This is a genomic window from Corynebacterium mustelae (assembly GCF_001020985.1).
Taxonomy (GTDB): Bacteria; Actinomycetota; Actinomycetes; order Mycobacteriales; family Mycobacteriaceae; genus Corynebacterium; species Corynebacterium mustelae.
Window position 1 is genome coordinate 1,853,115 of record NZ_CP011542.1, and the last position, 25,882, is coordinate 1,878,996.

Annotated in this window: 20 protein-coding genes; 9 read left to right on the top strand and 11 right to left on the bottom strand. The window is 51.6% G+C overall.

Annotated features, from left to right (window positions below; all coding sequences use genetic code 11):
• Positions 1-34 precede the first annotated feature (34 nt).
• From alaS to aspS, 4 genes are all read right to left on the bottom strand, one after another.
• Complete coding sequence (gene alaS / locus CMUST_RS08450; protein ID WP_047262156.1) at positions 35-2,701, bottom strand: alanine--tRNA ligase; 2,667 nt, start codon at positions 2,699-2,701, stop codon at positions 35-37.
• 84 nt (positions 2,702-2,785) lie between these two features.
• Positions 2,786-4,141, bottom strand: coding sequence for a replication-associated recombination protein A (locus tag CMUST_RS08455; RefSeq protein WP_047262157.1), 1,356 nt, complete (start codon positions 4,139-4,141; stop codon positions 2,786-2,788).
• Positions 4,142-4,143: 2 nt separating this feature from the next.
• Positions 4,144-5,403: a phosphotransferase gene (locus CMUST_RS08460; RefSeq protein ID WP_047262158.1), complete on the bottom strand. Its 1,260-nt coding sequence runs from the start codon at positions 5,401-5,403 to the stop codon at positions 4,144-4,146.
• Positions 5,404-5,576: 173 nt separating this feature from the next.
• Positions 5,577-7,367: an aspartate--tRNA ligase gene (gene aspS, locus CMUST_RS08465; RefSeq protein ID WP_047262159.1), complete on the bottom strand. Its 1,791-nt coding sequence runs from the start codon at positions 7,365-7,367 to the stop codon at positions 5,577-5,579.
• 280 nt (positions 7,368-7,647) lie between these two features.
• Here aspS and ypfJ point away from each other — a divergent pair, with 280 nt between their 5' ends.
• On the top strand, positions 7,648-8,505 hold the full coding sequence (gene ypfJ / locus CMUST_RS08470) for a KPN_02809 family neutral zinc metallopeptidase (RefSeq protein ID WP_047262160.1): 858 nt from the start codon (positions 7,648-7,650) through the stop codon (positions 8,503-8,505).
• Between the two features lie 180 nt (positions 8,506-8,685).
• On the opposite strand, the gene CMUST_RS08475 is transcribed toward ypfJ, so the two are convergent.
• The 3 genes from CMUST_RS08475 to CMUST_RS08485 are packed head-to-tail and all read right to left on the bottom strand — an operon-like array spanning position 8,686 to position 14,229.
• Positions 8,686-11,496, bottom strand: a complete 2,811-nt coding sequence (locus tag CMUST_RS08475; RefSeq protein ID WP_083987485.1) for a DEAD/DEAH box helicase — start codon at positions 11,494-11,496, stop codon at positions 8,686-8,688.
• 9 nt (positions 11,497-11,505) lie between these two features.
• On the bottom strand, positions 11,506-13,515 hold the full coding sequence (locus CMUST_RS08480) for a YhgE/Pip domain-containing protein (RefSeq protein WP_047262161.1): 2,010 nt from the start codon (positions 13,513-13,515) through the stop codon (positions 11,506-11,508).
• Entirely contained in the window at positions 13,516-14,229 is a 714-nt protein-coding gene (locus tag CMUST_RS08485) for a hypothetical protein (RefSeq protein WP_052844601.1), read from the bottom strand.
• A gap of 341 nt (positions 14,230-14,570) precedes the next feature.
• On the opposite strand from CMUST_RS08485, the gene CMUST_RS08490 reads away from it, so the two are divergent.
• From CMUST_RS08490 to CMUST_RS08500, 3 genes are all read left to right on the top strand, one after another.
• Positions 14,571-15,095, top strand: a complete 525-nt coding sequence (locus CMUST_RS08490) for a CE1759 family FMN reductase (RefSeq protein ID WP_047262162.1) — start codon at positions 14,571-14,573, stop codon at positions 15,093-15,095.
• Positions 15,096-15,163: 68 nt separating this feature from the next.
• Entirely contained in the window at positions 15,164-15,904 is a 741-nt protein-coding gene (locus tag CMUST_RS08495; RefSeq protein ID WP_047262163.1) for a hypothetical protein, read from the top strand.
• 232 nt (positions 15,905-16,136) lie between these two features.
• On the top strand, positions 16,137-17,315 hold the full coding sequence (locus tag CMUST_RS08500) for an ATP-binding protein (protein ID WP_047262164.1): 1,179 nt from the start codon (positions 16,137-16,139) through the stop codon (positions 17,313-17,315).
• An 84-nt stretch (positions 17,316-17,399) separates the two neighbouring features.
• Here the strand turns inward: CMUST_RS08500 and hisS are convergent, their stop codons facing one another.
• From hisS to tpx, 3 genes are all read right to left on the bottom strand, one after another.
• Positions 17,400-18,683, bottom strand: coding sequence for a histidine--tRNA ligase (gene hisS, locus CMUST_RS08505; RefSeq protein ID WP_047262165.1), 1,284 nt, complete (start codon positions 18,681-18,683; stop codon positions 17,400-17,402).
• A gap of 46 nt (positions 18,684-18,729) precedes the next feature.
• Positions 18,730-19,368: an MBL fold metallo-hydrolase gene (locus CMUST_RS08510; RefSeq protein ID WP_047262166.1), complete on the bottom strand. Its 639-nt coding sequence runs from the start codon at positions 19,366-19,368 to the stop codon at positions 18,730-18,732.
• Between the two features lie 70 nt (positions 19,369-19,438).
• Positions 19,439-19,936 (bottom strand): thiol peroxidase, encoded by a 498-nt coding sequence (tpx, locus tag CMUST_RS08515; protein ID WP_047262167.1) that lies wholly within the window; start codon positions 19,934-19,936, stop codon positions 19,439-19,441.
• 224 nt (positions 19,937-20,160) lie between these two features.
• Between tpx and CMUST_RS08520 the strand changes: the two genes are divergently transcribed.
• From CMUST_RS08520 to CMUST_RS08540, 5 genes are all read left to right on the top strand, one after another.
• A complete protein-coding gene (locus CMUST_RS08520) occupies positions 20,161-20,577 on the top strand; it encodes a VOC family protein (protein ID WP_047262168.1) in 417 nt (138 codons plus the stop codon).
• A 246-nt stretch (positions 20,578-20,823) separates the two neighbouring features.
• Entirely contained in the window at positions 20,824-21,684 is an 861-nt protein-coding gene (locus tag CMUST_RS08525; RefSeq protein WP_047262169.1) for a peptidylprolyl isomerase, read from the top strand.
• Positions 21,685-22,086: 402 nt separating this feature from the next.
• Entirely contained in the window at positions 22,087-22,362 is a 276-nt protein-coding gene (locus tag CMUST_RS08530) for a hypothetical protein (protein WP_047262170.1), read from the top strand.
• Positions 22,363-22,594: 232 nt separating this feature from the next.
• Positions 22,595-22,966 carry a hypothetical protein gene (locus CMUST_RS08535; protein ID WP_047262171.1) on the top strand — a complete coding sequence of 124 codons (372 nt, stop codon included), beginning with the start codon at positions 22,595-22,597 and terminating at the stop codon, positions 22,964-22,966.
• Positions 22,967-23,077: 111 nt separating this feature from the next.
• Positions 23,078-23,512 carry a hypothetical protein gene (locus CMUST_RS08540; protein ID WP_047262172.1) on the top strand — a complete coding sequence of 145 codons (435 nt, stop codon included), beginning with the start codon at positions 23,078-23,080 and terminating at the stop codon, positions 23,510-23,512.
• A gap of 53 nt (positions 23,513-23,565) precedes the next feature.
• Here the strand turns inward: CMUST_RS08540 and CMUST_RS08545 are convergent, their stop codons facing one another.
• Positions 23,566-25,848 (bottom strand): RelA/SpoT family protein, encoded by a 2,283-nt coding sequence (locus CMUST_RS08545; RefSeq protein WP_047263499.1) that lies wholly within the window; start codon positions 25,846-25,848, stop codon positions 23,566-23,568.
• Positions 25,849-25,882 lie beyond the last annotated feature (34 nt).

Here is a 25,882-nt window from a genome sequence, read left to right on the forward strand (position 1 = left end):
TGACCGCTGACGAGTTAACTGCATCTACTTAGATCTAATACTGAGACACCTGCTCATATATGGCTTTAAATCCAGCTTGGATCCCCTCAACGTCTGTTCCGGAGCCTTGAGCCATATCAGGCTTACCGCCGCCCCGACCGTTGACATATTCACCGAATTTCTTAACCAAGTCACCGGACTTTACACCCAACGAAATAGCAGCCGGAGTCGCAGCGACAACGTACGGAACTTTGTTATCTGTAGCAGCGGTTAGCACCACAACCCCTGGCTCGGCTCCCAATTTAGACTTGATGTCCGAGGCTAAGGACCGTAAGTCGCTAGGTGCTGTTTCATCGTCCAGGCGCACCGCGATCACTCGGATCTTTCCGGAAACTAACGCGCTGGAGAGCAACTTGGCAGATTGTGCCAGCAATTGTGCTTGCCGAAGATCTGCAATGTGCTTCTCTGCCTCCTTCAATTTTGCGGCCAATTGTGCAACTCGATCTGGAACTTCTTCCGCTGGCGCCTTCAAGGATGTAGCCAGTCCCTCAACTAATGCACGTTCCTTGGATAGGTATCTAAACGAATCTAAGCCAGAATATGCTTCGATACGTCGCGCACCAGAACCAATAGAGGATTCACCCAATACTGCCACCGGACCGATTTGAGAAGAGTGATCCACGTGAGTGCCACCACACAATTCCATGGAGAATGGTCCGCCGATCTCCACCACGCGCACCAGATTTCCATAATTCTCGCCGAATAACGCCATTGCCCCCATCTTCTTGGCATCGTCAAGAGTGGTTTCAATGGTGTTGACTTGCCAGTCGGCATCAACTGCTTCGTTAGTAATCGCCTCGATCTGCTCCAGCTGATGCGGAGTCAATGCCTCGGTGTAGTTGAAGTCAAACCGCAGGTAACCCGGCTTATTCATGGAACCAGCCTGTACGGCAGTCGGCCCGAGTACTTCTCGTAATGCCGCATGGATTAGATGGGTAGCAGAATGGGCTTGTCGGGCAGCATGCCGCCACTTGGGATCGACTGAAGCTGTGACCGTGTCGCCAATGCCAAGGCCGCCATTTTCTATTACTGCCCGGTGCACCCACAGCTTCTTCCCGACTTTTTGCACGTCGTGAACGTTCAGAAGGGTATCGCCCATTTTGATTAAGCCACGGTCGCCAATCTGACCACCAGATTCAGCATAGAAGCTAGAAGCGTCAAGAATGACCTCTACTTCCTGACCAGCGTGGACCTCATTAACCTTTTGGCCGTCAGCAATCAGGCCGATCACTTTGGAGTCGGTCTCCAGATCATCAAATCCAACAAATTCGGTCGGATGCTCGTCTACCCACTGGCGGTAGATAGACAGATCCGCATGCCCGTGTTTCTTTGCCTGGGAATCGGCTTTTGCCCGAGCACGCTGCTGCGCCATCAAAGTATCGAAGCCCTCAGTATCAACTTCCAACCCTGCTTCGGCAGCCATTTCAAGGGTCAAATCAATCGGGAAACCGTAGGTATCGTGCAATGCAAAAGCATCCGCACCCATTAAGGTTTTAGATCCCTCCGCTTTAACTTTTGCCGCAGCATCCTCAAATAATTGGGTTCCTGATTCTAGGGTCTTTAAAAACGCATTTTCTTCTGTCACGGCAACCCGAAGGATACGTTCGCGATTCTCAGCTATCTCTGGATATGACGGAGTCATGGTGTCCATGATTGTGTTCATGAATTTTTCCATCGTTTTACCAGTTGCGCCCAGTAGCCGAGCTGAGCGGATAATTCGTCGCAGTAACCTTCGTAAAATGTAGCCGCGCCCTTCATTTCCTGGGGTAACACCGTCAAGAATGAGCATCATTGCCGTGCGCGAATGATCTGCGATTACCCGGAACCGGATGTCCGATTCCTGTTCTTTTCCGTAAGTGGTGGATGTTATTGCTTCCGCAGCATCAATGACGGGTCGAAGCAGATCGGTTTCGTAAACGTTATCGACGCCTTGAAGCAAGCATGCCACACGCTCGACCCCCATACCGGTGTCGATGTTTTTCTTCGGCAGTGGCCCGATAATTTCAAAGCTATCTTTCCCAGTTCCCTCACCACGTTCATTTTCCATGAACACGAGGTTCCAGATTTCCAGATACCGAGAATCATCGGCGATGGGTCCGCCTTCTTTGCCGTATTCCGGACCACGGTCATAATAGATTTCCGAACATGGCCCGCATGGACCTGGAACGCCCATGGACCAGTAGTTATCGGCCATTCCCAGCCGTTGAATCCGCTCAGGCGGCAATCCAATTACAGTTTCCCAAATATTTGCTGCTTCATCGTCATCAAGGTACACAGTGACCCATAATTTCTCCGGGTCGAAACCATAGCCACCTTCAGAAACCGGTTTGGTAAGAAGCGACCAAGCAAACTTGATAGCTCCTTCTTTAAAATATTGACCAAATGAGAAATTTCCAGCCATCTGGAAAAACGTGTTGTGACGTGTGGTAATACCCACTTCTTCAATATCCAAGGTGCGTACGCACTTTTGAATACTTGTAGCCGTGCCGCTAGCAAACGGCGGGTTTTGTTGCCCCAAGAAATACGGTTTGAACGGTACCATTCCGGCGTTGACGAACAACAGATTGGGGTCGTCCAGAATCAATGACGCCGATGGCACATATTCATGGCCAGCAGAAGTATAGTGGTTAATAAACCGTTCCCGGATTTCATGAGTTTGCACGACAAACGTCCTTAAATTTTTCGTTACATAATTCGGTGAATCTTTACCAGAGCGTGGGTGGCAACGCACTGGCACACAATTTGCTTACTTTAGCACTTTGCCCCGGATTAATGCGCGTAGCTTGTCGACGACCCCACGTAGCCGCTTCTCATTGCCGTGATCTGAAGGCCGGTAATACTCTACTTTGCCTAGTAACGTGTCCGGCAAATACTGCTGTGCAATAATCCCTGCCGGATAGTCGTGAGGGTACTGATATTCCACCGCATGACCTAATTGCTTAGCACCCGAATAATGCCCGTCCCGAAGATGGGGCGGCACTACTCCAGCTTTGCCCGCCCGCACGTCAGCGATAGCGGCATCAATCGCCTTATAGACGGTATTGGACTTCGGAGCGGTAGCTAGATAAATTGTGGCTTCGGCTAATGGAATTCGTGCTTCTGGCAAACCGATCAGCTGTGCTGCCTCCGCCGCAGCAACCGCTATTGACAGTGCCTGTGGGTCAGCCATACCTATGTCCTCAGCAGCATGCACGATCAACCGGCGGGCAATAAACCTCGGGTCCTCACCTGCCTCAATCATTCGTGCTAGGTAGTGGACCGCCGCGTCGACATCCGAACCTCGAATCGATTTAATGAACGCTGAGGTCACGTCATAATGTTGATCCCCGTCACGATCATAGCGGACTACTGCTCGGTCAATATTTGCACTAATCACATCCCTATCAAGCACTCCACCATCAACGACTGCCTCAGATGCTGCCTCCAAATACGTCAGAGCACGTCTAGCATCGCCGCCGGATAACGCGACCAATTGGTCAAGTGCTTCAGACGTGACGCTAATGCGATTAGCCAATCCCCGGTCATCGGAAATAGCGCGGTTAAGGACGTCCCAGATTGCGCCGTCGTCAAGCGGCTGTAGCTGCAGGAGCAATGACCGCGAAAGTAACGGCGCTACCACCGAGAAGCTGGGGTTTTCGGTGGTAGCCGCCACTAAAAGTACCGTCCGGTTTTCCACAGCCGCCAGTAATGCATCCTGTTGGGTCTTAGAAAAACGATGGACTTCGTCGATAAAGAGCACTGTACGAATCCCATCGATCAACGCCCGCCGTGCCTGATCGATGACTAATCGTACTTCTTTTACGCCTGAATTCAACGCTGATAGACCAACGAACTTGTGGCCAGTTGCAGAAGAAATGAGCGACGCGATGGTGGTTTTTCCGGTTCCGGGCGGCCCGTACAAAATGATACTCGCTGCACCTGAGCCCTCAATGAGCCGACGAAGTGGTTTACCGGGCGCTAACAGGTGTTCTTGGCCTGCAACTTCTTCCAGGCTTCTCGGCCGCATTCGCGCCGCCAACGGCGCGTGGGAGCCCACGGTGAAAAACTCGTTTCTATCACCGCTGCTCCCCTGGGGGGCGTCGAAAAGCGTGTCAGCCACGATAATTACCGTTCTTCAACAGTGAGTCGGGAAACCACTTCACGTGCAAACGTCGCGATTGGGGCGAAGTTTGAACCGTTACCCCGAGCCGCGAACCGCTCCAGCGCTTCGAAAGTTTCGTAAAGATCAAGGCGAATGAGCCGCATATCATCTTCTGGTTCCACCGGTGTACCGCTGAGCAAATCAATAGCCCACGGTGAAGCGGATTCCACCAAGCTAGCGATGGTTTCTTCATCCAAATCGATAGCTTTACCATTAGGTAGGATCATCGCCAGTACTTCTGGATCGTTAACATCAAAATGCATTAAAGCAACTGAGGAAAAAGACCAACCTATCATCGCTGCGATGATCCGAGCGTTGAGGCGCTCCCTATTATTGACGTTTGGCCACATAACGTTGACTTCCCGCACCCAGGAATCTATGAAAACATCCGCTTCTTCATCGGAGATTGGCCGGGTGGACAGATTCTGCGGGAAACCAGCAACCACGCATGCCACATCGAAAGCGGCATCCCTAAAACCTGCCCATTCGTAATCCAAAAAGTGAGTTCTATCAGAAACAATTACGTTTTCTGGGGTCAGGTCGAACGGAGTAAAAGCCCGATGTTGCCCTGAACTTAACCTTCGGGAAGCCTCCGCTGCAAGATTAGTTACCTCCTGAGGAATCTCAATTCCGGCGGCACGCACCAGCCGTTCACCGATAGCAATCGCTGCTACCGGCATGTGCTCCCGAACCCGATGCACCTCTTTAATCTGCGGGTGTTTTGCAAGCATCCGGCCGAGCAAAATGTTGAAGTCCTGCTCTTTATCCGCAGTGCTGGCATGCATCTTGCCTATCGCTTTACCGAGTGCACGCAAAATCTCAACACGGTTATCTTGAGATGACCGCATTAAAAGCTCAGCGAAGGTATCGCCATCACCTGCATCGGTGATTACTAGAAGCTTCTTTTCCACATCATGGGTCAAAAGCACCGGGCCTGGCCTGACATCTTCTTGCAGGCTGGTAGTGAACTGATAGGCGACGATTTCCCGAATCAGATTAGCTTCATCGCCGATATTCCCGGCACCCGGAACGTATTTCAAAACAACAGACCGTTGCTGCAAAAACGGCGATGGTGCTACCTTCGCACGCAAAACAACAGCATTTCCAGATCCGCTTAATTCTTTGACGTCGGTTAGCGACTGATTGCCACCGAACCGTTGCGATAACAACCCTTCTGCAGTAATCACAATGTCACGAATAAGCTCTGGGCTTGGGCTGTTCATCTGAGCGTTTCACCTCGAAGTACATAAGTGAATAGAAGAAAACTAGCTAGCGTTTCGCTTTTGAAGCTGCTAGCCGGTTCTAACGTTAAGCCTACGTTAGGTACGGCTACCGTGTAGGCCCAAACTGTTAAGCGTTACCGAATTGTAGGTTCAGTAACGCCGGAAATTAATAGCTACTTAGCTTCGGATTTCTTAGGTTTGAAATCCACGCCAGTTTCGCGACGCTGCTCTAACGGAATTGGCGCTGGTGCGTCGGTCAATGGGTCGACACCACCACCGGACTTCGGGAAGGCGATGACATCGCGAATGGAGTCGAACCCACCCAGCAAGGAAACGATTCGATCCCAGCCAAGGGCGATACCGCCGTGCGGTGGCGCACCGAAAGCAAAGGCCTCGAGCAAGAAGCCGAATTTCTCGTTCGCTTCCTCTTCGGTGATACCCATGACTTTGAACACTCGCTCTTGGATGTCCCGGCGGTGGATACGAATCGAACCACCACCGATTTCGTTTCCGTTGCATACGATGTCGTAGGCATATGCGAGCGCTTCGCCCGGGTTGGAATCGAAGGTTTCAACGCACTCTGGTTTCGGCGAGGTAAACGCGTGGTGAACCGCTGTCCAGGCTGAATGCCCAAGAGCAACGTCACCGGAGGCGGTGGCATCTGCCGACGGCTCAAACATTGGAGCATCAACAACCCAAGTAAACGCCCAGTCGCCGTCTTTAATGAGATCGAGTTTCTTGGCAATCTCACCTCGTGCTGCCCCCAAAAGCGCCCGCGAGCTCTTGGTATCACCTGCTGCAAAGAAGATGCAGTCACCTGGTTTCGCACCAACGTGTCCAGCGATTCCGGCACGCTCAGCATCGGAAAGGTTCTTGGCCACCGGGCCGGAAAGCTCGCCGTCTTCGCCCACCAGAATATAAGCAAGTCCTTTCGCGCCCCGCTGTTTTGCCCATTCTTGCCAACCATCTAACTGTCGGCGTGGTTGGGAGGCACCACCAGCCATCACCACAGCGCCAACATATTCGTTTTGGAATACCCTAAACGGAGTGTCCTTGAAGAACTCGGTGCACTCGACCAATTCAATATCGAATCGAAGATCCGGTTTATCTGAACCAAACCGGCGCATTGCCTCGTGGTAGGTCATCCGCGGAATCGGGGTGGAGATTTCGTAACCGATGAGCTTCCACAATTCCACCAAGATTTCCTCGGCAAGCGCAATAACGTCGTCTTGATCGACGAAGCTCATCTCGATGTCGAGCTGGGTGAATTCCGGTTGGCGGTCCGCCCGGAAGTCCTCATCGCGATAACAACGTGCCAGCTGGTAATAGCGTTCCATGCCGGCAACCATCAATAACTGCTTGAACAGCTGTGGGGACTGCGGCAATGCATACCAAGAGCCAGGCTTGAGCCGGGCTGGCACGAGGAAGTCACGTGCACCTTCCGGGGTGGAACGGGTCAATGTTGGTGTCTCGATCTCCACAAAATCATGATTGCCGAGCACCTTCCGAGCAGCCTGGTTAGCGCGTGAGCGCAACCGCAGGGCCTCGCCTTGGTGTGGGCGGCGTAAATCGAGGTACCGATATTTCAGACGGGCTTCTTCGCCCACTTCGCCGCCTTTGGCGGCATCATCTATTTGGAATGGCAGTGCAGCAGCCTCGTTGAGCACTTCGAGTTCAGTGACGTTTACTTCCACATCACCGGATGGCAGGTTGGGGTTTTCCGAACCTGCTGGACGCAACTCGACGGTTCCGGTGACCTTGAGGCAAAATTCGCTGCGCAGGTGATGGGCTTCTTCTGCCACTGCATTATCGCGGAAAACAACCTGTGCGATCCCGGAAGAGTCCCGCAGATCAATGAAGATAACACCGCCGTGGTCTCGGCGGCGGGAAACCCAACCGGTTAAGGTGACAGACTGTCCGGCAGTCTCCTTACGAAGTTCTCCTGCGAGATGAGTGCGCAGCACTGGCCTCAAATCCTTTCAAGAAAGCCATGCTTAACCCAAGAACCAGTTTCATTACGGTTTGTATCAATTCACCCTATGTAACTAGCTCAAGTAGGAATGCTTGGCGATTGTGCGGTTATTTGATTGTTATCAGACCCTAGAAGTCTACCGTTATCCGGGCGAAAAGGCGCATTCTGTGTGCTAAACCCAAGCATCTACAGATCACTTGTCCCATTAAAGCTGGTAGCTACTGGTGGTCAATCCTTCACTGTCACAGCGTTTCATGGAAGAATATATAACTATGACATTCCGACCTGATGTTACTTTACGTAGCGATCGTGTGCAGCGCGCCGGTAAAGCCCGCGGCATGGCCGTTGGTGGCGGCGGCATAGGTATTTTGCTGCTCGCTGGGATCATGTATTTCATGGGCGCCGACCCTAGCCAGATTGCAGATGTTTTGGGCGGCAATCAGCAAACTGGGGCCGAAAATCAAAACTCGACATTAGATCACTGCAAGACCGGTGCCGACGCTAATGAGCACGCCGACTGCCGTGTATCTGCTACCGCAGAATCTCTCGATGGCGTCTGGGAAAAAGTGCTTCCACAACAAGCCGGAATCAAATACGTTCCGCCCCAAGCTCGTACTTTAGACGGTTCCGCTCAGACCGGTTGCGGCATGGCAACCTCTGCCACCGGGCCGTTTTATTGCCCCGGTGATCAGACAGCGTATTTCGATGTTTCCTTCTTCGAGAAGCTTCCACAGTTTGGCGCTAAAAACACCCCGTTTGCGCAGGAATATATCGTGGCGCACGAATTTGGCCACCATATTCAGAAATTGCAGGGAACGTTGCATCTGTCTAATTACAATGAGCCAGGTGCCGATTCCAATGCGGTGAAGATTGAATTGCAGGCAGACTGCTACGCCGGGATTTGGGCGCATTATGCGGATAAGGGTGAAAATGCTTTCCTACAGCCCATTACCCAGGAAGAATTAGCTGGTGCTATCAATGCCGCCCGGGCGGTGGGTGACGATAATATCCAAAAGCGTTCCGGCGGTACTGTTCGCCCAGACCTATTTACTCATGGTACTTCAGAGCAACGCCAGCAGGCGTTCCTTAACGGATACCAAAGCGGCCAGCTTTCTAGCTGCCCACTATAAAGTTTTCTGTAAATCTTTTTAGCAGTCGTAGTCACTGTTGTAGCCCAAAGGTGCCATCGTTTAAAGTCAGATGCACAACGTCCGGCCCAACGTTTTATAACGTGGGCCGGACGTTTATCTGATTTCGGCTTTCAATTTTACTGCGGTTTCACTTGTCGACGTCCCCGGGTCGCACCCCAATTACTGGATTGGTCGGTTACTGTCGTTTGTGGAATCTGGTTCTTGCGCGGGTGTTGTTGATACGGTTGTTGGTTCGGATGCTTCGGATTCCATCGTATCTTCCGCACTGTTAGTTCCTGTATCGTCGGTGATTCCCAGGCGTTTGCGCTCGGCTGCGATGATGTCTGCGGCAATCTGTGCTTCAGAAACATCGACGGCGTCGTGGACGTCAGCGGCTTCGGATTCCCGCGCGTATTGATCAAATAATTGCCGTTTTTCTTTGGTTATTTCCAACAGACGTTCGTCGACCGTGTCGTCACCGATGATTCGATGAACGTGCACGATTTCGGTCTGTCCCATACGGTGCGCCCGTGCAATTGCTTGGTCTTCCAGGCTGGGCTTGACTTGCACCTCAGCCAAAACAACAATCTGAGCCTTCTGGATATTAAGTCCCACACCACCGGCACCGATCTGCGCCAGCAAAACGCTACCACTGACGCCTAGGTCGTCGACAAGCAACTGGCGCTGGGCTGGTGGAACGTCACCGTTAATAACACCGACCGATTTAGTGGCGAATTCTTCTTGCAAGCGCTCCAAAACATCGCGGAAGTAACTAAAAATCAGGACGTTCTTGTTTTCAGTTTCTGCGTCGGCGACGATTTCCCGGATGCGTTCGACCTTGGCACACATCGGCGACTGAGACTGAAATGCCGCCCGGCGCGCCCGCATCCAATTGGAGTCGGTGATAGCGGCCGCGTAGTTCTTTTCGTCAGCGGAGCTAAGCGTCACCCAATCAAGGTTCTCAACCTTTTCTGGGAGTTCATCAAGCACGTCTTGCTGGTTGCGTCGCAAGTATGCGGGTGCCACCCGTACCCGAAATTGTGCGGGACGTTCGGCAGAATCCTCGGGGCTATCTGACAGCAATTCGGGCTGAACGTAACGGACTAGTTGTCGGAATTCCTTCAACCGGTTTTCCATCGGTGTACCGGTCATGAGCAGCGCGTAGTCGGCTCCTTCGATGAGTTTCGCGACCGCTTTGGATCGAAGTGCCCCCGGATTTTTCACGAAGTGCGCTTCATCAACTATCACCATCTCTGGTGCAGCTATATCCATACTGCGGGCACCATCGTAGGTGACTATGAGGAATCCCCCGGTTTCCGCCCAGCTAGAAACAGCAACTTCTTTTGCTTCACCGTGCCCAATGTGGACGGGAATATTGGTGAATTTCGTTATTTCGCGACTCCAGTTCACGATCAATGACGCAGGAACAACCACTGCAATTCGCGCAGCAGGCTGTGTTGCGGAAAGATGGGCTGCCGCCGCCAAAGCTTGCACGGTTTTGCCAAGCCCCATCTCGTCGCCAAGAATCGTTTTCTTGCGCACCAAAGTGAATTTGGCACCGAAGCTCTGATAGCCACGCAGGTACAGATCGTGGAGCAATTCGTCGTTGAGTTGTAAAGCGCGGATCGCTTCAATTGTGGATTCGTCCAGACCCGCGAGATTCGTCGCGGCAGCACTTTTTTCTAACAGCGCGTCGAGCAATGATTGATAATGCGCCGGTCGGGATAGATAATCCACCCACGCTTCCTCGCTGAGCTGCCGTGCCGTCGTCAGGGTGTCTGCTCCGATAGGTACCGAGGCGGCCTGAGTCATCAATGACTCTGGTGCTGCGACTGCCCACGCGATGTCATCCAAAAACTGTCCGTAGCAATTCTCTCCTGCTTTCACTACAACCAAGGCAGTTCCAGCCGGGTTCATGTTCTCCGGAAACTCGGCGAAGTAGCGAATTAGGCGTTCCCGCCGGTTTTTCTGATCGATCGTCAATGTATCGGTCAATTCAAATACTTTTAACACACCGACCAGGTTTTTCGCTGCCGGTGACGCTTCGGTACCTATCGTGGCGGTATCAGCTGCCTGTGCTTCCGAAAGCAACGTTTGGGCGGCCGCCTTGAGCCGATTGGCGGTCTGGAGTCCAATGCCTGAAACTTGGGTCAACGTCGTTATCGGTGTATGCAAAACATCGTGCACAGTTGAAATCCCGATTTCCGCTAATCCGGTAGTTCGGAGCCGGTCATTCGTGACTGTTTTTAAATGATCAACGGGTAATTCCCGCATCAATAGTTCGGCTCGTTCGCTCTGAAGCTGGTGCAATTGTCGCCTGGCTTCTTCGGTTAACTGTGGCTGGGCGAGCGGATCGTGGATTATGCGTTGCACCAGCATGAATGTCGGATAGACGTAATTTCGGTCGAGCGTATCGAACCCAATTCCTACGGTATTTTCCAACCCGAGTTCCGCGACCAATGCGTTGCGGGCGGCGGAAATATATGTATCTGGTAGCCCGTGTACGCCTGGATTTAAGTGGACTCCGCGAAGTTGGAGGTTGTTGGCTAGCTGTGCCCGGTGCAAGGCATCTTTGGCCACGGTTTCTAATTCGGAAATTGCGGGATCCGTCAGCCGAAGCTCCAGTTCCTCAGCGGCGGCCTGAGCCGCTGCATTATGTGCGGCCGAAGAAAACAGCGAACCGAACAGACTTCCTGCTTTCTCACTCGCCCGATAAAGCTGACCAAGCGGCGCGATCAAGTTCAGGAACTTTTGTAGGGATTCGAGGGCGTCGGTGCATTCGGCGCGGACGAACATTCCCGGCGGCCATGTGATCATCGTGGGATCTATCACGTGGACCGATTCCGCACCGTCAGTGATGCCGATTTGCGTGGAAACGCGGGCTGGAAGTGGTTCTGCCGTTAGGGTGGCAATTAACGCTTCGACGGTCGGAATGTAGTCGATTAACGCGGCGGCACGGTTGCGTAATGCATTGACTCGGGAACGATCCATGCCCTCATTCTAAACAGATACTTCAGGCCGGAAGTCTTTCATTTTCCACCGGCGATCCCGCCGGGCGGACAAACCAGAGGCGGTTAAGAATAACGCCATGACAACCACAAGGAAGAGCACCGCTTCTATGGCTCGGTCGTCATAGGCTGCATCAATTCCAAAAATTATTTCTCGGGTTAGGTTCACTGAATAGGTCATGGGGTCAATAGTATGGAACCACCGAAGCGGAGTAGGCTGGGTTTCCGGTGGATAAAGCCCGCCGGAGGACACTATCTGCAGCGTCATTAATCCCAAACACAGAACACGGCCAACCGTTGCCCCAAAAATATTGTTCAAACCTTGAGTTATGGCGATGAACGCGACGGAGATCAGGCACATGCTGGCCCACAGCCCTAGTTCGTGGACTGCATGTAGCCCCAGTGCGAAGCGCTGAACGCAAAACATGATGGTGGCTTGGGCTATGCCCACCACGATCGCGGGCAAATACGATGCCATGACGCCGCGGATGGGAACCGCACCGGAGTCGATGGCGCGGCGCTGTGATGGGCGCAGCAGCATGAATATTACGGTGGCGCCCATAAACAGGCCGATGGAGATGAACATTGGGGCGAGTCCCACACCAAATAGCGAAAGTTCGTCTTTGGTTTGTTGTTCTTTAACCGGAGTGGCGAACGAGGCGGACGCTCCGTCCGCGAAACCAGGAACTTGTTCCGCGCCTTGGTTTAATTTCAGTGAGAGTTCGCCACTGCCTTCGTCTAAGCGAACCATGCCGCTTGCTAGTTGGTTCGCGCCGACGGTTAATTGCTGTGCTCCTTGCGCCAACTTAGAGGTACCGTCTGCCAGCTTTCGGCTGCCAACGACCAGCCGCTCGGACCCGTCGGAAAGCTTGTGCACGCCTTCAGATAGCTGACGAGCGCCGTCTGTTGCTTTGTTTAGTCCTGCCCGGTATTCGGCTGTCGGATCTGTTAGCTGCCGGTGCAATTCTTGCGCGCCAGCAGATAATTGGTTGAGTTTGCTGATGGCGTCATCACCGTTACCCAATCCTTGGTTGCGGATATTCCAAACGATGGCATCTGCTTGCTGTGCAAGATCTGTTGCCTGCGGAATATTCAACGATCGCAGTTGCGCTGCGAGATTGATCAACGGGGTCAGTGCTTCTTCTTGTTCACCGGCCACTGTCGCTGCCGGACCAGTGAGCTTGGTTACCCCCTCACTGATTTGCCCAGCACCAGCACCTAATCGATCAGTAGCGGCGTTTAATTGGCTCAGGCCGTCGGCTAGCGATTGCGAGGCCCCAGCTGCAGTATTCAGATTTGTGCTCAGTGTTTCAGCCCCGTCAGCGAGTTGATGGGCTGCGTCGTCTGCAGTGATCAGGCCGTCGGCTAGCGTGCCTGCTCCACCATCGAGTTTTTGGGCACCATCGGTTGCGGTGTGTGCTCCATCAGCGAGTTGCTTCGCGCCGTCTCCTGCTTTGCTAAGATTGTCCTTGATAGTGCTGAACCCTACAAGCAATTGGTCGACAAGTTTCTCCCCTAAATTTTCATTGACAATCATCAACACTTGGTTGACAACTTGATTGCCCAAAGCGGTACCAAGTAATCCATTGGTGTTGTTAAACACCGCATTCATCGTGGCGTGATGCGGATTATCGGTATTGACGCTAGAAACTGCTTGGGAAAAGTCTTCCGGAAATTCGATGGCGAAATAGTATGTTCCGTTTGCCACACCTTCTTGGGCTTCCTCGACCGTGGTTTCGTGAAAGTCGACAGCACCGGAGGCGAGTAGCTTTTCGACGATCAAATCGCCAGCGTTCAATTCTTCGCCGTTGACTTCTGCCCCCTCATCGGAATTGATCACCGCGACAGGCAAGTTATTCAGTCGCCCGATTGGGTCCCAGTAGCTCCAAACGAAGAGTCCGCCAAACAATAATGGAAGAAGCATGATAACTGCCAAAGCCAAGGGCGGCAGTTTGCCGCGAGAAAATCGCCGCAGCTCCGAGCCGATATGAAACGTGCTCATTTATTCTGCCTCCCCGTTTCCTCGATGGTTATGCACCGCGACTACATGATGGCAAATGGCATCAGTATCGGGGTTAACGCTCATTGCGACAACCGGCATGGTGGCGCTGAGCGAACGTAAGTTACGCAGTAGGTTATTGCGTAATTCAAGGCTACGCAGTTGATCGATGTCATCGACCAATAGCAATGCTGCATCCGGCCGCGACATTATCGCCAACACGATTCGCAACACGAACCGGCGGTACGGGTCTAATTGTCCTACTAGGGTGCGCTTGGCGGCTTCATTATCCATATCAAACCCAAGCAGATCGGCTGCCTTGCGGTATGACGCAATGGTATCGATGTTTCGCGGGGTTGGTTTCCACCATTTTTCATGCCAAGCAGCTTGTTCTCTAATGACGGTCCGTACCGGCACCAGACGTTCGAGGGAGTCTATTTCTGGCACTCCGGCTATAGCTGTATGCAGAAAACGTTGTTTTGGAGAGTGAAATTCCTTACCATCTGCACCACATACAATCACCGAACCTGAGGCTTCTTTCATTCTTCCGCACAGTGTCATGCTGAGAGTAGTTGCTGCTTGTTCCCGATCGGTGTGGATAAGCGTCAATCCAACGGCCGGAACTTCGATATCGGGAAACTGCACACCGGAGATGACCTCAAGCCCGGTGGCCTTGATGCACATCGAAATTTCAGTTGGGGTTTCTACAGTATCCATATTCTTTCTTTGCTTTTTCGCGTTTCGTATTAAGGTTCATCAATTGTGATGAGGGGTGAATAAGCGGGAAAACGTTAATTGCCCCGCGAACAAAACGGACATTATTGCCCCATTCTTCGCCATTCATCCGCGTTTGTCACGTTTTGCAATCTGTGCCAACATCGTGAAACTTCTATTTATAATTTCAGCATTAGCTAAATAACTTTTTAAGTTTTTGCACATTTGAATCCCCCTTTTTGGTAAAAATAACACCCCCTTGCCCCTACTTTTATCAGCGGAAATAAAGTTGAAAGCCAATTTCTGTTTGTTTTTAAAGATTTTAAGTTATCGTGTGAAGTGTTATGGCTACATTAACTATTATTTCGGCTGGGCTTGCATCGCCTTCTTCTTCCGTGGAACTGGGGCAATTAATCGCTGCCCCCATCCTTTCCGCGCGTGATGATATGGAACTAAAAGTTATTGAGATCAAGGATTTGGGCCACGATCTCATAGATTTCATGACGACGGGCGGAATTTGTACCCCGCAGCTTGAACAAACCATCGACACGGTCACCGAGTCCGATGCATTAATCGTGGTCACTCCCGTTTTTCAGGCTTCATACTCCGGGATATTTAAGCTGTTTTTCGACGCAATCCCCATGGAATCGCTCAAGAACACGCCAGTTATCCTTGCTGCTAATGCGGGTTCGCAACGGCACGCACTTGTCATTGAATACGCGATCCGCCCGTTGTTCTCTTTCTTCAAAGCCCGCATAGTCCCAACTGGCATCTTGGTTACTCCTGCCGATCGAACCCCTGAGGCCTGGCCGCTTCTACTAGAGCGCATTGATCGCGCCGCCAACGAAATGTGTTCGCTGATTAAGTAACGCAAATCGGTGATTGTCACATCACTCGCTGCTGTCATGAGCCAGATCGGCTCACTACTATTGGCGGTATGGACGTCGATCTCAACCATCACCGCGCGTTCCCGTTCCTCGCAGCCTTTAACGACATCGAGCGGCATCTCCGGCATCGGCTCAGCGCCCGACACAGCGATAGCTTTAGCAGAATGGTTCGTGATGCCGAGCGCATTCGCATCCTTGGTTCGCAGGAAGCGGAAACGTTGCTGGAGTACGCTGAGCTGCGCAACGCCATTTCGCATGGTGAATACGACGAAAGCTTCCAGCCCATCGCCGAGCCGAATGTCGATACGCTTCGGCGCATTGAAAAGATCCGCGACCAGCTACTACATCCGGCAACGGCACTGCAGGTGTTGGGCGGACAACGAGTGGAAACATACTCTCCTTCCACGACTTTTGGTGAACTTCTCCGCGCCCGCCACGGAAAGTACCCGGTGTATTCCGAAGGCTCATTTATCACGGTCGTGCAGGATCAAGATGTGGTGCGATGGATTGCAACTCGTCCCCGGACAGACTCGCTGATAACCATTGATACTAACGACACCATCGACGAGCTTCTGCGCTCTGAAGTCATGGCTATCAGCCGAAAATCATGCGTTTTCCTAGGCCGCAACGCGACCCCCACCGCAGTTATAACGGCCATGACCACGCCGCTTGATGGGCACCTGCCAAGTGCCATAATCATTAACGAATCCGGTAAACCGCATCAGAAACCGCTGCGGATCGTAACTGGTTCCGACGTTGCGCTATTGGTGGAGAAGCTTTCCCGCGCCTAACGCAGCCGCTTGTCGACACCTATCAAACGCCCGGTTGAGCCCCGCGTCGACCGTACCAGCCCCACGGTTATGGCGGCATTGATGGTTTTTCTGCCAGGTTTGAAACTTTCTATATTTTCTACAAAATTTACGTTTTCTATAATATCTATCGATTCTTCGGTCTGAACCGGGTACGATGGCGATGACAGTTAAGCCATCAACACACCACCGGCCAGGAAAAGCGACAATAACTATGAATGCAGCACGGAAGAATCCATCAACACGCCGCAATGCTGAGAAGCCCCAAGCGCGCAATCAATTCCGCCCCAGTTTCGGGATGTCGCCGCTGTACCTAGCAGGTCGCGACAACTGGATTCGCTCTTTTCAACTCAGCTTGTTTGAACCAGGCAACCCGATCCGTGTATCACTCGTATCCGGCCCGCGTGGTATCGGTAAAACTGTTTTGCTTAATGAATTTGAAGACATAGCAACGCAATACGGCTGGATCGTGTTACGGGCAGACCCTCGCCCCACCATGATTACCCACCTGATGGAGACCGTCATTCCCGCCGCCGTCACTGCACTTCAAGACCCCGGCGATGGAAAGACCAAACGAAGTGACGGCACAAAACGCACCATCAGTGGCATCTCCATAGCCGGTGTCGGCGGAATAGACTTCGATATTTCTACCGCAGCGGCTCCGGTTCCCACGCTCAATACGATGCTGCGTGCACTATTGTCTACTGTCGAAGGAGTCTTTATCACCATCGACGAGGTGCAATCCGTGCCAACCGAACAAATGCGAGAATTGGCTACTACCATTCAGGATTTACGACGCGACGATCTTAATATCGCATTCGCCGGGGCTGGGCTCGCCGCAGGAATCAATGATTTACTCACCCACGAAGGCATGACCTTTCTTCGGCGCGCCGAATACATCGAATTAGGAATGGTCGATGCCAAATCCGCAGCCGCAACGTTGGAAGAAACCATGGCGGAAGGACAAAAACAGTTCGATCCCGACGCGCTGTCACTGGCTACGGAGATCACCAGGGGATATCCCTACCTGATTCAAACTGTCGGTTCCCTCTCGTGGGCACAAGCAGAAATTGACCACAAAGACACGGTCGATGTCGACACCATCGAAACCATCACAGCGGACGTCATCTACCGTATGGGGCAACAAGTCCATCGCCCAGCGTTTCTTGGACTAAGCGAACGCGAGCAGGAGTTCCTGCACCACATGGCTATGTTAGGTCCGGAACCTGCCAGCACCGCGGAGATAGCCAATCGGATGGGATTAAAGGCAAATGTTGCCTCGCAGGTGCGCGCCAAGCTGATCAGCCGCGAATTAATATACCCACCGGTTCGTGGCAAAGTAGATTTCACGCTGCCTTATGCGCGGGAGTTTGTGCTTTCACATGGCAGCTAGACCCAGCACCAAGCCGTTGAAAAACCAAAAAGTGCGATGCAAGCAAAACCCACTGCGACGCACTCTGTTAGTCGGATTCGGTAACTAGGCCTCGTTGTCGATCAAGGCGGAAATGGTCTCCACCGCGCTTTCCAGCGCAATGGTTTCTTGCTCGTGATCGCGCAAATTCTTCACCGCAACCGTCCCGGTTTCCAGTTCGCTTTCGCCAAGAACTAAAGCGAACTTCGCGCCCGCCCGGTCAGCACCCTTCATAGCACCCTTCAATCCCCGATCGCCGTAACTCATGTCTGCACGGATACCAGCGGCACGTAGGGCGTCGACAAGCAAAACCATGCGTTTCTTAGCCACACTACCCAAGGCAACACCGAACACGTCGACCCGGCTACCATCAGAAACTGATTTCTGCTCTGCTTGCAAGGCCAGTAATGCACGGTCGACCCCCAATCCAAAACCGATACCGGAAAGCTCTTGTCCGCCTAGCTGAGCCATCAACCCATCATAGCGACCACCGCCACCGATACCAGATTGTGCCCCAAGACCATCGTGGACAAATTCGAAGCAGGTTTTGGTGTAATAGTCCAAGCCTCGAACCATGCGTGGATTGATCTGGTATCTCACCCCCAAATCCTCTAGCAAGCCGGTGACGGTTTCAAAGTGAGAGCGGCTTTCATCCGAAAGATAGTCCAGCATAAGTGGAGCTTCTGCGGTCATTTCTTTGACCTCCGGGCGCTTATCATCAAGCACCCGCAGTGGATTTATCTCCGCGCGACGTCGGGTTTCGTCATCTAGCGGCAATGTAAACAGAAATTCCTGCAACTTCTCCCGATACGCTGGTCGGCAGCTGCTATCACCCAGCGATGTCAGCTCCAAGCGGTAGCCAGAAAGCCCGATGCTTCTAAAACAACGGTCAGCCAAGGCGATAACCTCAGCATCTAGCGCGGGATCGTCAACCCCGATGGCTTCCACACCCACCTGTTGCAGTTGTCGGTAACGTCCGGCTTGCGGACGTTCATAGCGGAAAAACGGCCCGTAGTAGCTTAACTTCACGGGCAACTGACCCCGGTCCAAGTTGTGTTCAATGACCACGCGCATTACCCCAGCTGTGCCCTCGGGGCGAAGCGTAACCATGCGGTCGCCTCGATCCGCAAACGTATACATTTCCTTCGACACAACGTCCGTAGATTCACCAACGCCTCGGGCAAACAACGCCGTTTCTTCAAAAATGGGAAGCTCAATATGATCGTATCCCGCAAGCCTAACCTGGTGCGCAAACGTATCCCGGATGGTGATAAATTCGGCAGATACTGGCGGAATATAGTCCGGCACACCTTTTGGTGCCGCAATTTTAGAAAGCTTCTTGTCAGTCACGTTCTATTACCTTAGTAGGCAACGGTACGGTATTACCAGTACCGTTTTAGGCAAAGTCAACCAAAAATGGATTGCCACGTTTTTCCGCCCGAACTGTTGTCACCGAACCGTGCCCCGGTAGCACCTGAAGGTCGTCCGATAGTCCCATAACCTGTTTATGCAACGACTCCATCATGTCGGAATGCGAAGAATGCGGCAGATCAGTGCGCCCAATTGATCCTTGAAATAGCACATCGCCACTAAAAACGACTTCCTCCCCCACTATCATCACGCAGCCTGGCGAATGCCCCGGCGCATGTTTTACGACAAATTTTTCACCGCCAATATCAATCCGATCTTCATCGTCAAAAAACCGGAGATCCTTGATAGGGGTCATGTTTTCCGCATCAAATAAAATCTGGGATTCGCGGGATACTCCCTCCCCTCGTTCTAGCATAAACGCATCCGCCTGATGGATATACACTGGCACCCCGTAGCGCGCGGCAAGAGTGCCAGCATCGCGAGTGTGATCTATATGCCCGTGGGTTAGAACAATCCGCTCCAGCTCGATCCCATTTTTCGTAAAGTATTCAATCAGCTGCTTAGCAGCGTGCATACCTGGATCAATGACTGTTGCTTTTGCGTTGTCAACAGCAACAAAACAATTCGTTTGATAAGGTCCTGCGGGAAAACCGAAAATCTCCATGCGTTTTACCCTACCGCAGGCACAGAAAACCCAGCCGAAGCTGTAACTCGACTGGGTGTACGGAGAAAAACTAGTTCAAAGCTGCAATGGCGGCATCGTAATCTGGCTCATGACCAATCTCATCAACCAGTTGGGAATGCAGTACAGTACCGTCTTCGTCGACAACAATAACCGCACGGGCCAGCAATCCAGCCAATGGGGATTCCATCAAAGTGACACCAAAATCAGATCCGAAGCTGGAGCGGAAAGAAGAAGCCGCCGTAACATTTTCAATTCCCTCGGCGCCGCAGAACCGATCCAAAGCAAACGGCAAGTCTGCGGAAATACAGAGCACGTTGGCATTCTCCAGCCGCGAGACCTCCTCGTTGAATCGACGAACCGATTGGGCGCAAACACCAGTGTCGATTGAGGGGAAGATGTTTAAAACGACGCGTTTTCCCGGAAACGAACCTTCGGTGATATCAGCCAGGTTCGTACCAACTACTGTAAAAGCTGGGATTTTACTTCCTACTGGTGGCAAGTCTCCAGCAGTGTTTACTGGGGTGCCTTTGAAATGAGTTTTAGCCATGCCCATACCTTAAGTACTTTTTCCTACACTCGCCACAATTACATGTTGAGCCAGCTCGCATATAAATGAAAACACACCGTTGACCACGCTTTTCATCAATTATCACCGAATTTTGTGCCTTAAGCTACTTTACTTAAGTGTGAGCGTCACTAGTCTTGAAAGAAAGCCATAGAACGTACAGTACGACACGGCCCAAGCGCCTTCAACGTTAACGGAGGTTTTCAGTGAAACCCGATCTAAGCCCGTATCTAGCATTTGATGGCTGCGCACGAGACGCCCTCGAATTTTACGCAACAGTACTCGGTGGTAAACCCGTGATTGAGACATACGCTGACTTCCGGCCGGATGTTGCCGCAGAAAACCAGGACCTAGTTTTATACGGAGTTCTGCGCAGTCCGCACGGGTTCATCATTCGTGCAACCGACGTTCTCTCTAACGAAGAACTACGAATTGGAAACAACCACTACCTCTGCCTCAATGGCGATGATCAAGATTTATTGCAACCGTGTTGGAACCTTTTAGCCGAGTCCGCTTCTGCCATTACGGTTCCGTTGGAACAGGCACCATGGGGAGATCTCTACGGTCAATTAGTCGATCAATTCGGAATTATTTGGCAAATAAATATCGGAGATTCCCCTTAAGTATTTTTCGACACTCCGCGATTTCCAGACGGTTGCAGCGTTAGATTCACACCTTAGCTTTTCGACGCCCAGACGCTCGCGTACATTACACACCTTTGATTGGCTAAAGTTTCCTCATTTATGCAGACTTTCGGCGAGCATTGTCTATTTAGTTTTTCTAAAGGTTAGAATGGTCGCTGGTTCTCGTTCCGCGCATTCGCAGAACAATATTTTCATCAAACACGCATTAAAAGTGAGGAACTAAGGTTGAGCGACAACAAGCAACGCCGTCAAGAGGCGATGAAAAACCTGGAAAAGGAAATCAACAGCCGCGACCGTTCTGAGAAGATGAAACCGCTGGGTGTCGTCGTTTCGGCTGCATTAGCCATCGTGTTGATCGTTGTCGGCATCGTTTTCGCTACGAAGTACACCGGAAGCGAAGAGTCTATCGAAGCTTCCGGTGCACCAACACCATCAGAGCTAATGCCCGAACAGAACCTCTCTCCAATCAGCCTTGCCCGCAAGAATCCACTTCCGGAAACCGTGACCTGCGCATACAACGAGGATGGTTCTGAAGCAGCAAAGAAAGTTTCTCTTCCCGCTACAGACAACGTGCCTACTTCCGGCACAGCCAACGTAGCATTGCAGACCAACAAGGGCACCATTGATTTGGAACTGGATCGCGCAGTTTCACCGTGCACGGTGAATGCAATCACTCACTTGGCTGCCGAAGGCTACTATAACGACACTGTTTGCCACCGGTTAACCACCTCCGGGATTAAGGTGCTCCAGTGTGGCGATCCATCGGGATCTGGTGCAGGCGGACCGGGTTTCCAGTTCGCCAATGAGTTCCCTACCGATGAGGCAACCGACGAAGAAAAAAGCGCCCCTAAGATCTATCCACGTGGCACCATCGCGATGGCTAACGCAGGTGTTGATACCAACGGTTCGCAGTTCTTCTTGAACTACGGTGATTCACCACTGGCGCCGAACTACACGTACTTCGGTAAAATTTCCGAATCTGGTCTTAAGGTTCTTGACGAAATCGCCGCAAGCGGCACCAAGGACGGCAAGGAAGATGGCGCCCCAGCCGAAGAAATTAAGATCGAATCTGCTTCTGTGAGTTAAAAATCACAGTTAGAAAAACTGCCACGGTTGACCGCACAAGCTTCCGTGGCAGTTTCTTTTAACGCTTCTTCTTGGCAATTCATGCAGCCTAACGCAGTATTTTACCGCTTTCAACCCCACCCAATAAGGGGTAAACACTCACTTTTTACTCATCGTTTCAAGCTTTTTCTTCAGATATATTTATATTTTTGTTAACTCGATGTAACATTTACGCCATCAACTCAGTTGATAACCAATGAAGCCTCCAAGCTTCTTGCCAGCAACGGCAATAAAGCCTATCTTGTTGGTAGCGATCCGAAGGCCTCAGCCTATTTGCCGACTGCGGTTTGGATCGACAAAACTTGGATTCCTTGATTTAAGGTTTTCCGACGATCTACACCCACATTTCGAAAGAAGACAAGTATGAAGCGCATTCTCCGCAATTCTCTTGTGGCAACCGTTGCTGCGGTTACCATTGCTACCGCAACCCCAGCCATGGCCCAGGAAGAAACCACCGAGGGTGGCACCTCGTTTGGTGACGTTCTCGTCGGCATGTCATCGCTTTCTACCGATGACAACGGCATCATCAGTGCCACCAAAATGAAGGAATGGATCAACCTTGTTGACACCATCATCAGGACCATAACCAATGCCTTCACCTTGGCAGGCAATACCTTCAACCAGTTCAACAACAAATAGGAAAGCCCTTTCACCCTTCACAGTTCACGTCACAATGCAGTGTAAGTTGGAAACCCCCAACACACTCAGCGGTTCGTGGATAACAAGACGAATCCGTCAGTCTCACGTGAAGAAGTTAGCGGAAGGAACCGAGTCACACAGGAAAATCCCATTGTTTTCCTTGCAAAACTCCAGCTCTTTCGTTATAGTAGTCCCAGGCTTGTTCCTAAAGATTCAAACATAAGGAAAATTCATGAAGCTTTTCTCCCGCAAAGCAGTCCTGGCGGTTACCACCGCAGCAGCAGTTTCCGTTTCTGCATTCAGCCCAGCAATCGCACAAGAGGACAAGGCGCAAAGCGGCACCAGCACTTCCTCCAGCTCTTCTTCCTCAGGCGAGTATGAGTCCTGCGAAAAGAAGCACAAGGGCGACAAAGAGAAAATCCGGGAATGCAACGAAAACCTGTCGATCGGCGACCAACTTCGTAAAGGCTCTCGCGACGACACCAGTGGCAACATTTCCGCAAAGAAGATCGGTGAGTGGATCGCTATCATCGGTACCATCATCACTGTTATGACCTCGGTTTTGACCTTCGTCTCCAAGGTTCCTAACTTGTTCAACAAGTAACCTATTTCGCTTGTTCCCCTTCATCGCCTCCCTTGCGGGAGGCGATTGTTGTAGGTTTACATGCGGTTATATTTACATATCAACTCCTGCACTATAAGGACAACCCACCAAATGAAGCTAAAGAAGAGCCTGATTGCGTTGACCGCCACAACCGCTGTCCTATTTAGCAGCGTCGTCGCTCCAGTACAAGCCCAGGAAATTGCTACCACGACTGAAACCACCGCAGTTGAAACGTCCGCCGATGAGGTTGATTCGGTTGAAACCGTCTCCGACAAAACTCCAGCGGAATCCACCACTACAAGCGAAAAGCCTAGTGGGTCCAAGAAGGAAAGCTCAGGATCCTCCACTTCCAATGTGCTCGATACCATTCGGGGGATCTTCGGTTACAAGAAGTCAGATGAGGACGCCTCCGACTCAGATAAGTCTGAGGATAAGCCAGAATCCCAAACAGACACCATCCTGTCGTGGATAAAGTTGGTATCCGTTGTGATTACCACGCTAACTGGTCTCGTCACCCTGATCTCCAAATTCGGCGGATTAAAATAGCATAAAACCAATTAAAGCCGGGACTACAGTTGTTAGTCCCGGCTTTTTTATTTTTAACCACCAGAAGTTACGCGGTAAACGTCAAAAACCCCTTCAGTATTACGCAATTGAGTCATGAGCGAACCTAATTGCTTGGTATCGGAAACAGTAAAAGTAAATCTGACGGTGGCGACGTGATCTTCAGACGAATGAGAGTTCATAGCGACAACGGACACTTGCTGTTCATTTATTACACGGGTGAGCTCCATCAACAGTCCATTTCGATCCAACGCTTCCAGCTGTAAGGTGGCCTGGAATACTGAACCGTGCCCTTCAGAAGCCCACGAAACGTTAATCATTCGTTCCGGCTCTTCCGCTAGCTTTTCCGCGTTTGTGCAGTCGGTACGATGCACCGAGACGCCACCGCCCCGGGTGACAAAACCAAAGATTGCATCGCCAGGCACCGGCATACAGCATTTAGCCAGTTTAGCCATGACGTCTGGACTACCTTCGACTAAAATCCCTGTGCCATCGGCCACAGCCTTGTGCTTGGCGTTAACTAATTCACTAAAAGGAGTTCGGGCTACCAGGGTATCGGCCGCGTCATCAGCGTCGCCAAAAGCGGCCATTAATCGATTAGCTACGTGCGCTGCCGAGACTGCGCTGGAACCAATTGCGGTGTATAGCGCATCCACATCTGCGTAATGAAGCTCCGCTGCCACCGCTTTCATGGATTGAGCGGTAAATAGCCGGTGTATTGGTAAACCACCACGTTGCACCTCAGCAGCTAAGGCGTCACGTCCAGCTTCAAGGTATTCTTCTCGCCGTTCTTTAGCAAACCACTGCCGTATTTTCGCCTTCGCCCGCGGCGAACGAACAAAATCCTGCCAGTCACGCGATGGTCCAGCATTGGGGTCTTTCGATGTGAAAATTTCCACCCGGTCACCCGATTTGAGCGTTGACTCCAGTGCAACGAGCTTCCCGTTAATTTTCGCACCAATACATCGGTGCCCTACTTCGGTGTGGACTGCATAGGCGAAATCAATAGGCGTTGCATCCATCGGCAGATTAACGACATCACCTTTGGGTGTGAATACGAATATCTGCTTGCTTGTTAAGTCGTACCGCAGAGAATCAAGAAACTCATTGGGATCAGCTGCCTCTTTCTGCCAATCGAGAAGCTGGCGCATCCACGCCATCTGATCGACTTCAGCCTGTTCGCCACTGTGGCTACCCTTTGTCTCTTTATAGCGCCAATGGGCTGCGATGCCATATTCAGCGTTAAAGTGCATCTCATGAGTGCGAACTTGTACTTCCAATGGTTTGCCGCCATCCCCCATTACCGTGGTGTGTAGCGACTGGTACACACCGAATTTCGGTGAGGAGATGTAATCTTTAAACCGTCCTGGCATGGCCGCAAATAACGAATGCACGACACCAATAGCGGCGTAACAATTATTGAGACTGTCGACAAGAATTCTGATTCCCACCAGATCAAAAATTTCGTCGAAATCTTTGCCACGGACAATCATTTTCTGATAAATCGACCAGTAATGCTTAGGCCGCCCCATGACTTCTGCATCAATGTTGTTTTCTTTCAACCCTTGCTGCAAAATCGCCGTGATTTCTTTCAAATAACGGTCGCGTGATGGGGCGCGGTCGGCTACAAGCCGAACCACTTCGTCGTATTTTTTGGGATATAAAATGGCAAACGACAAGTCTTCTAACTCCCATTTCACACTGGCCATACCTAATCGGTGCGCTAGCGGGGCGATTACTTCTAGAGTCTGTCGTGCTTTTTTGGCTTGCTTCTCCGGCGGCAAGAACCGCATAGTGCGCATATTGTGTAGCCGGTCGGCCACTTTGATCACCAAAACGCGCGGGTCGTGCGCCATGGCAACGATCATTTTACGAATGGTTTCCGCCTCAGCTGCTGCCCCCAATGCGACCTTGTCTAACTTCGTCACCCCGTCGACAAGCCTGGCGACTTCCTCGCCGAAATCTTCCGTCAATTCTTCCAAACTGTAGTCACAGTCTTCCACGGTGTCGTGCAACAATGCAGCTATCAGTGTTGTGGTATCCATGCCGATCTCAGCGGCAATAGTGGCTACAGCGAGCGGATGAGTGATATAGGGGTCACCAGACTTCCGAAAAACCCCCTTATGCAGTCGTTCTGCAGTATCATATGCCCGCGATAATGCATCTACGTCCGCTTTTGGGTGAAACTCACGGTGGATACTCAAAAGAGGTTCCAACACCGGGTTAATTTTCCCACGGTTTCCAGTCAAGCTCCGGGCCAGGCGTGCGGACATGCTACGCATAGTGCTCGACTGTTTCATCGTTCGCTGCTGTGTCATGTTCACGCCTTTCAAAAGCAAGGTAAGTTTTAAT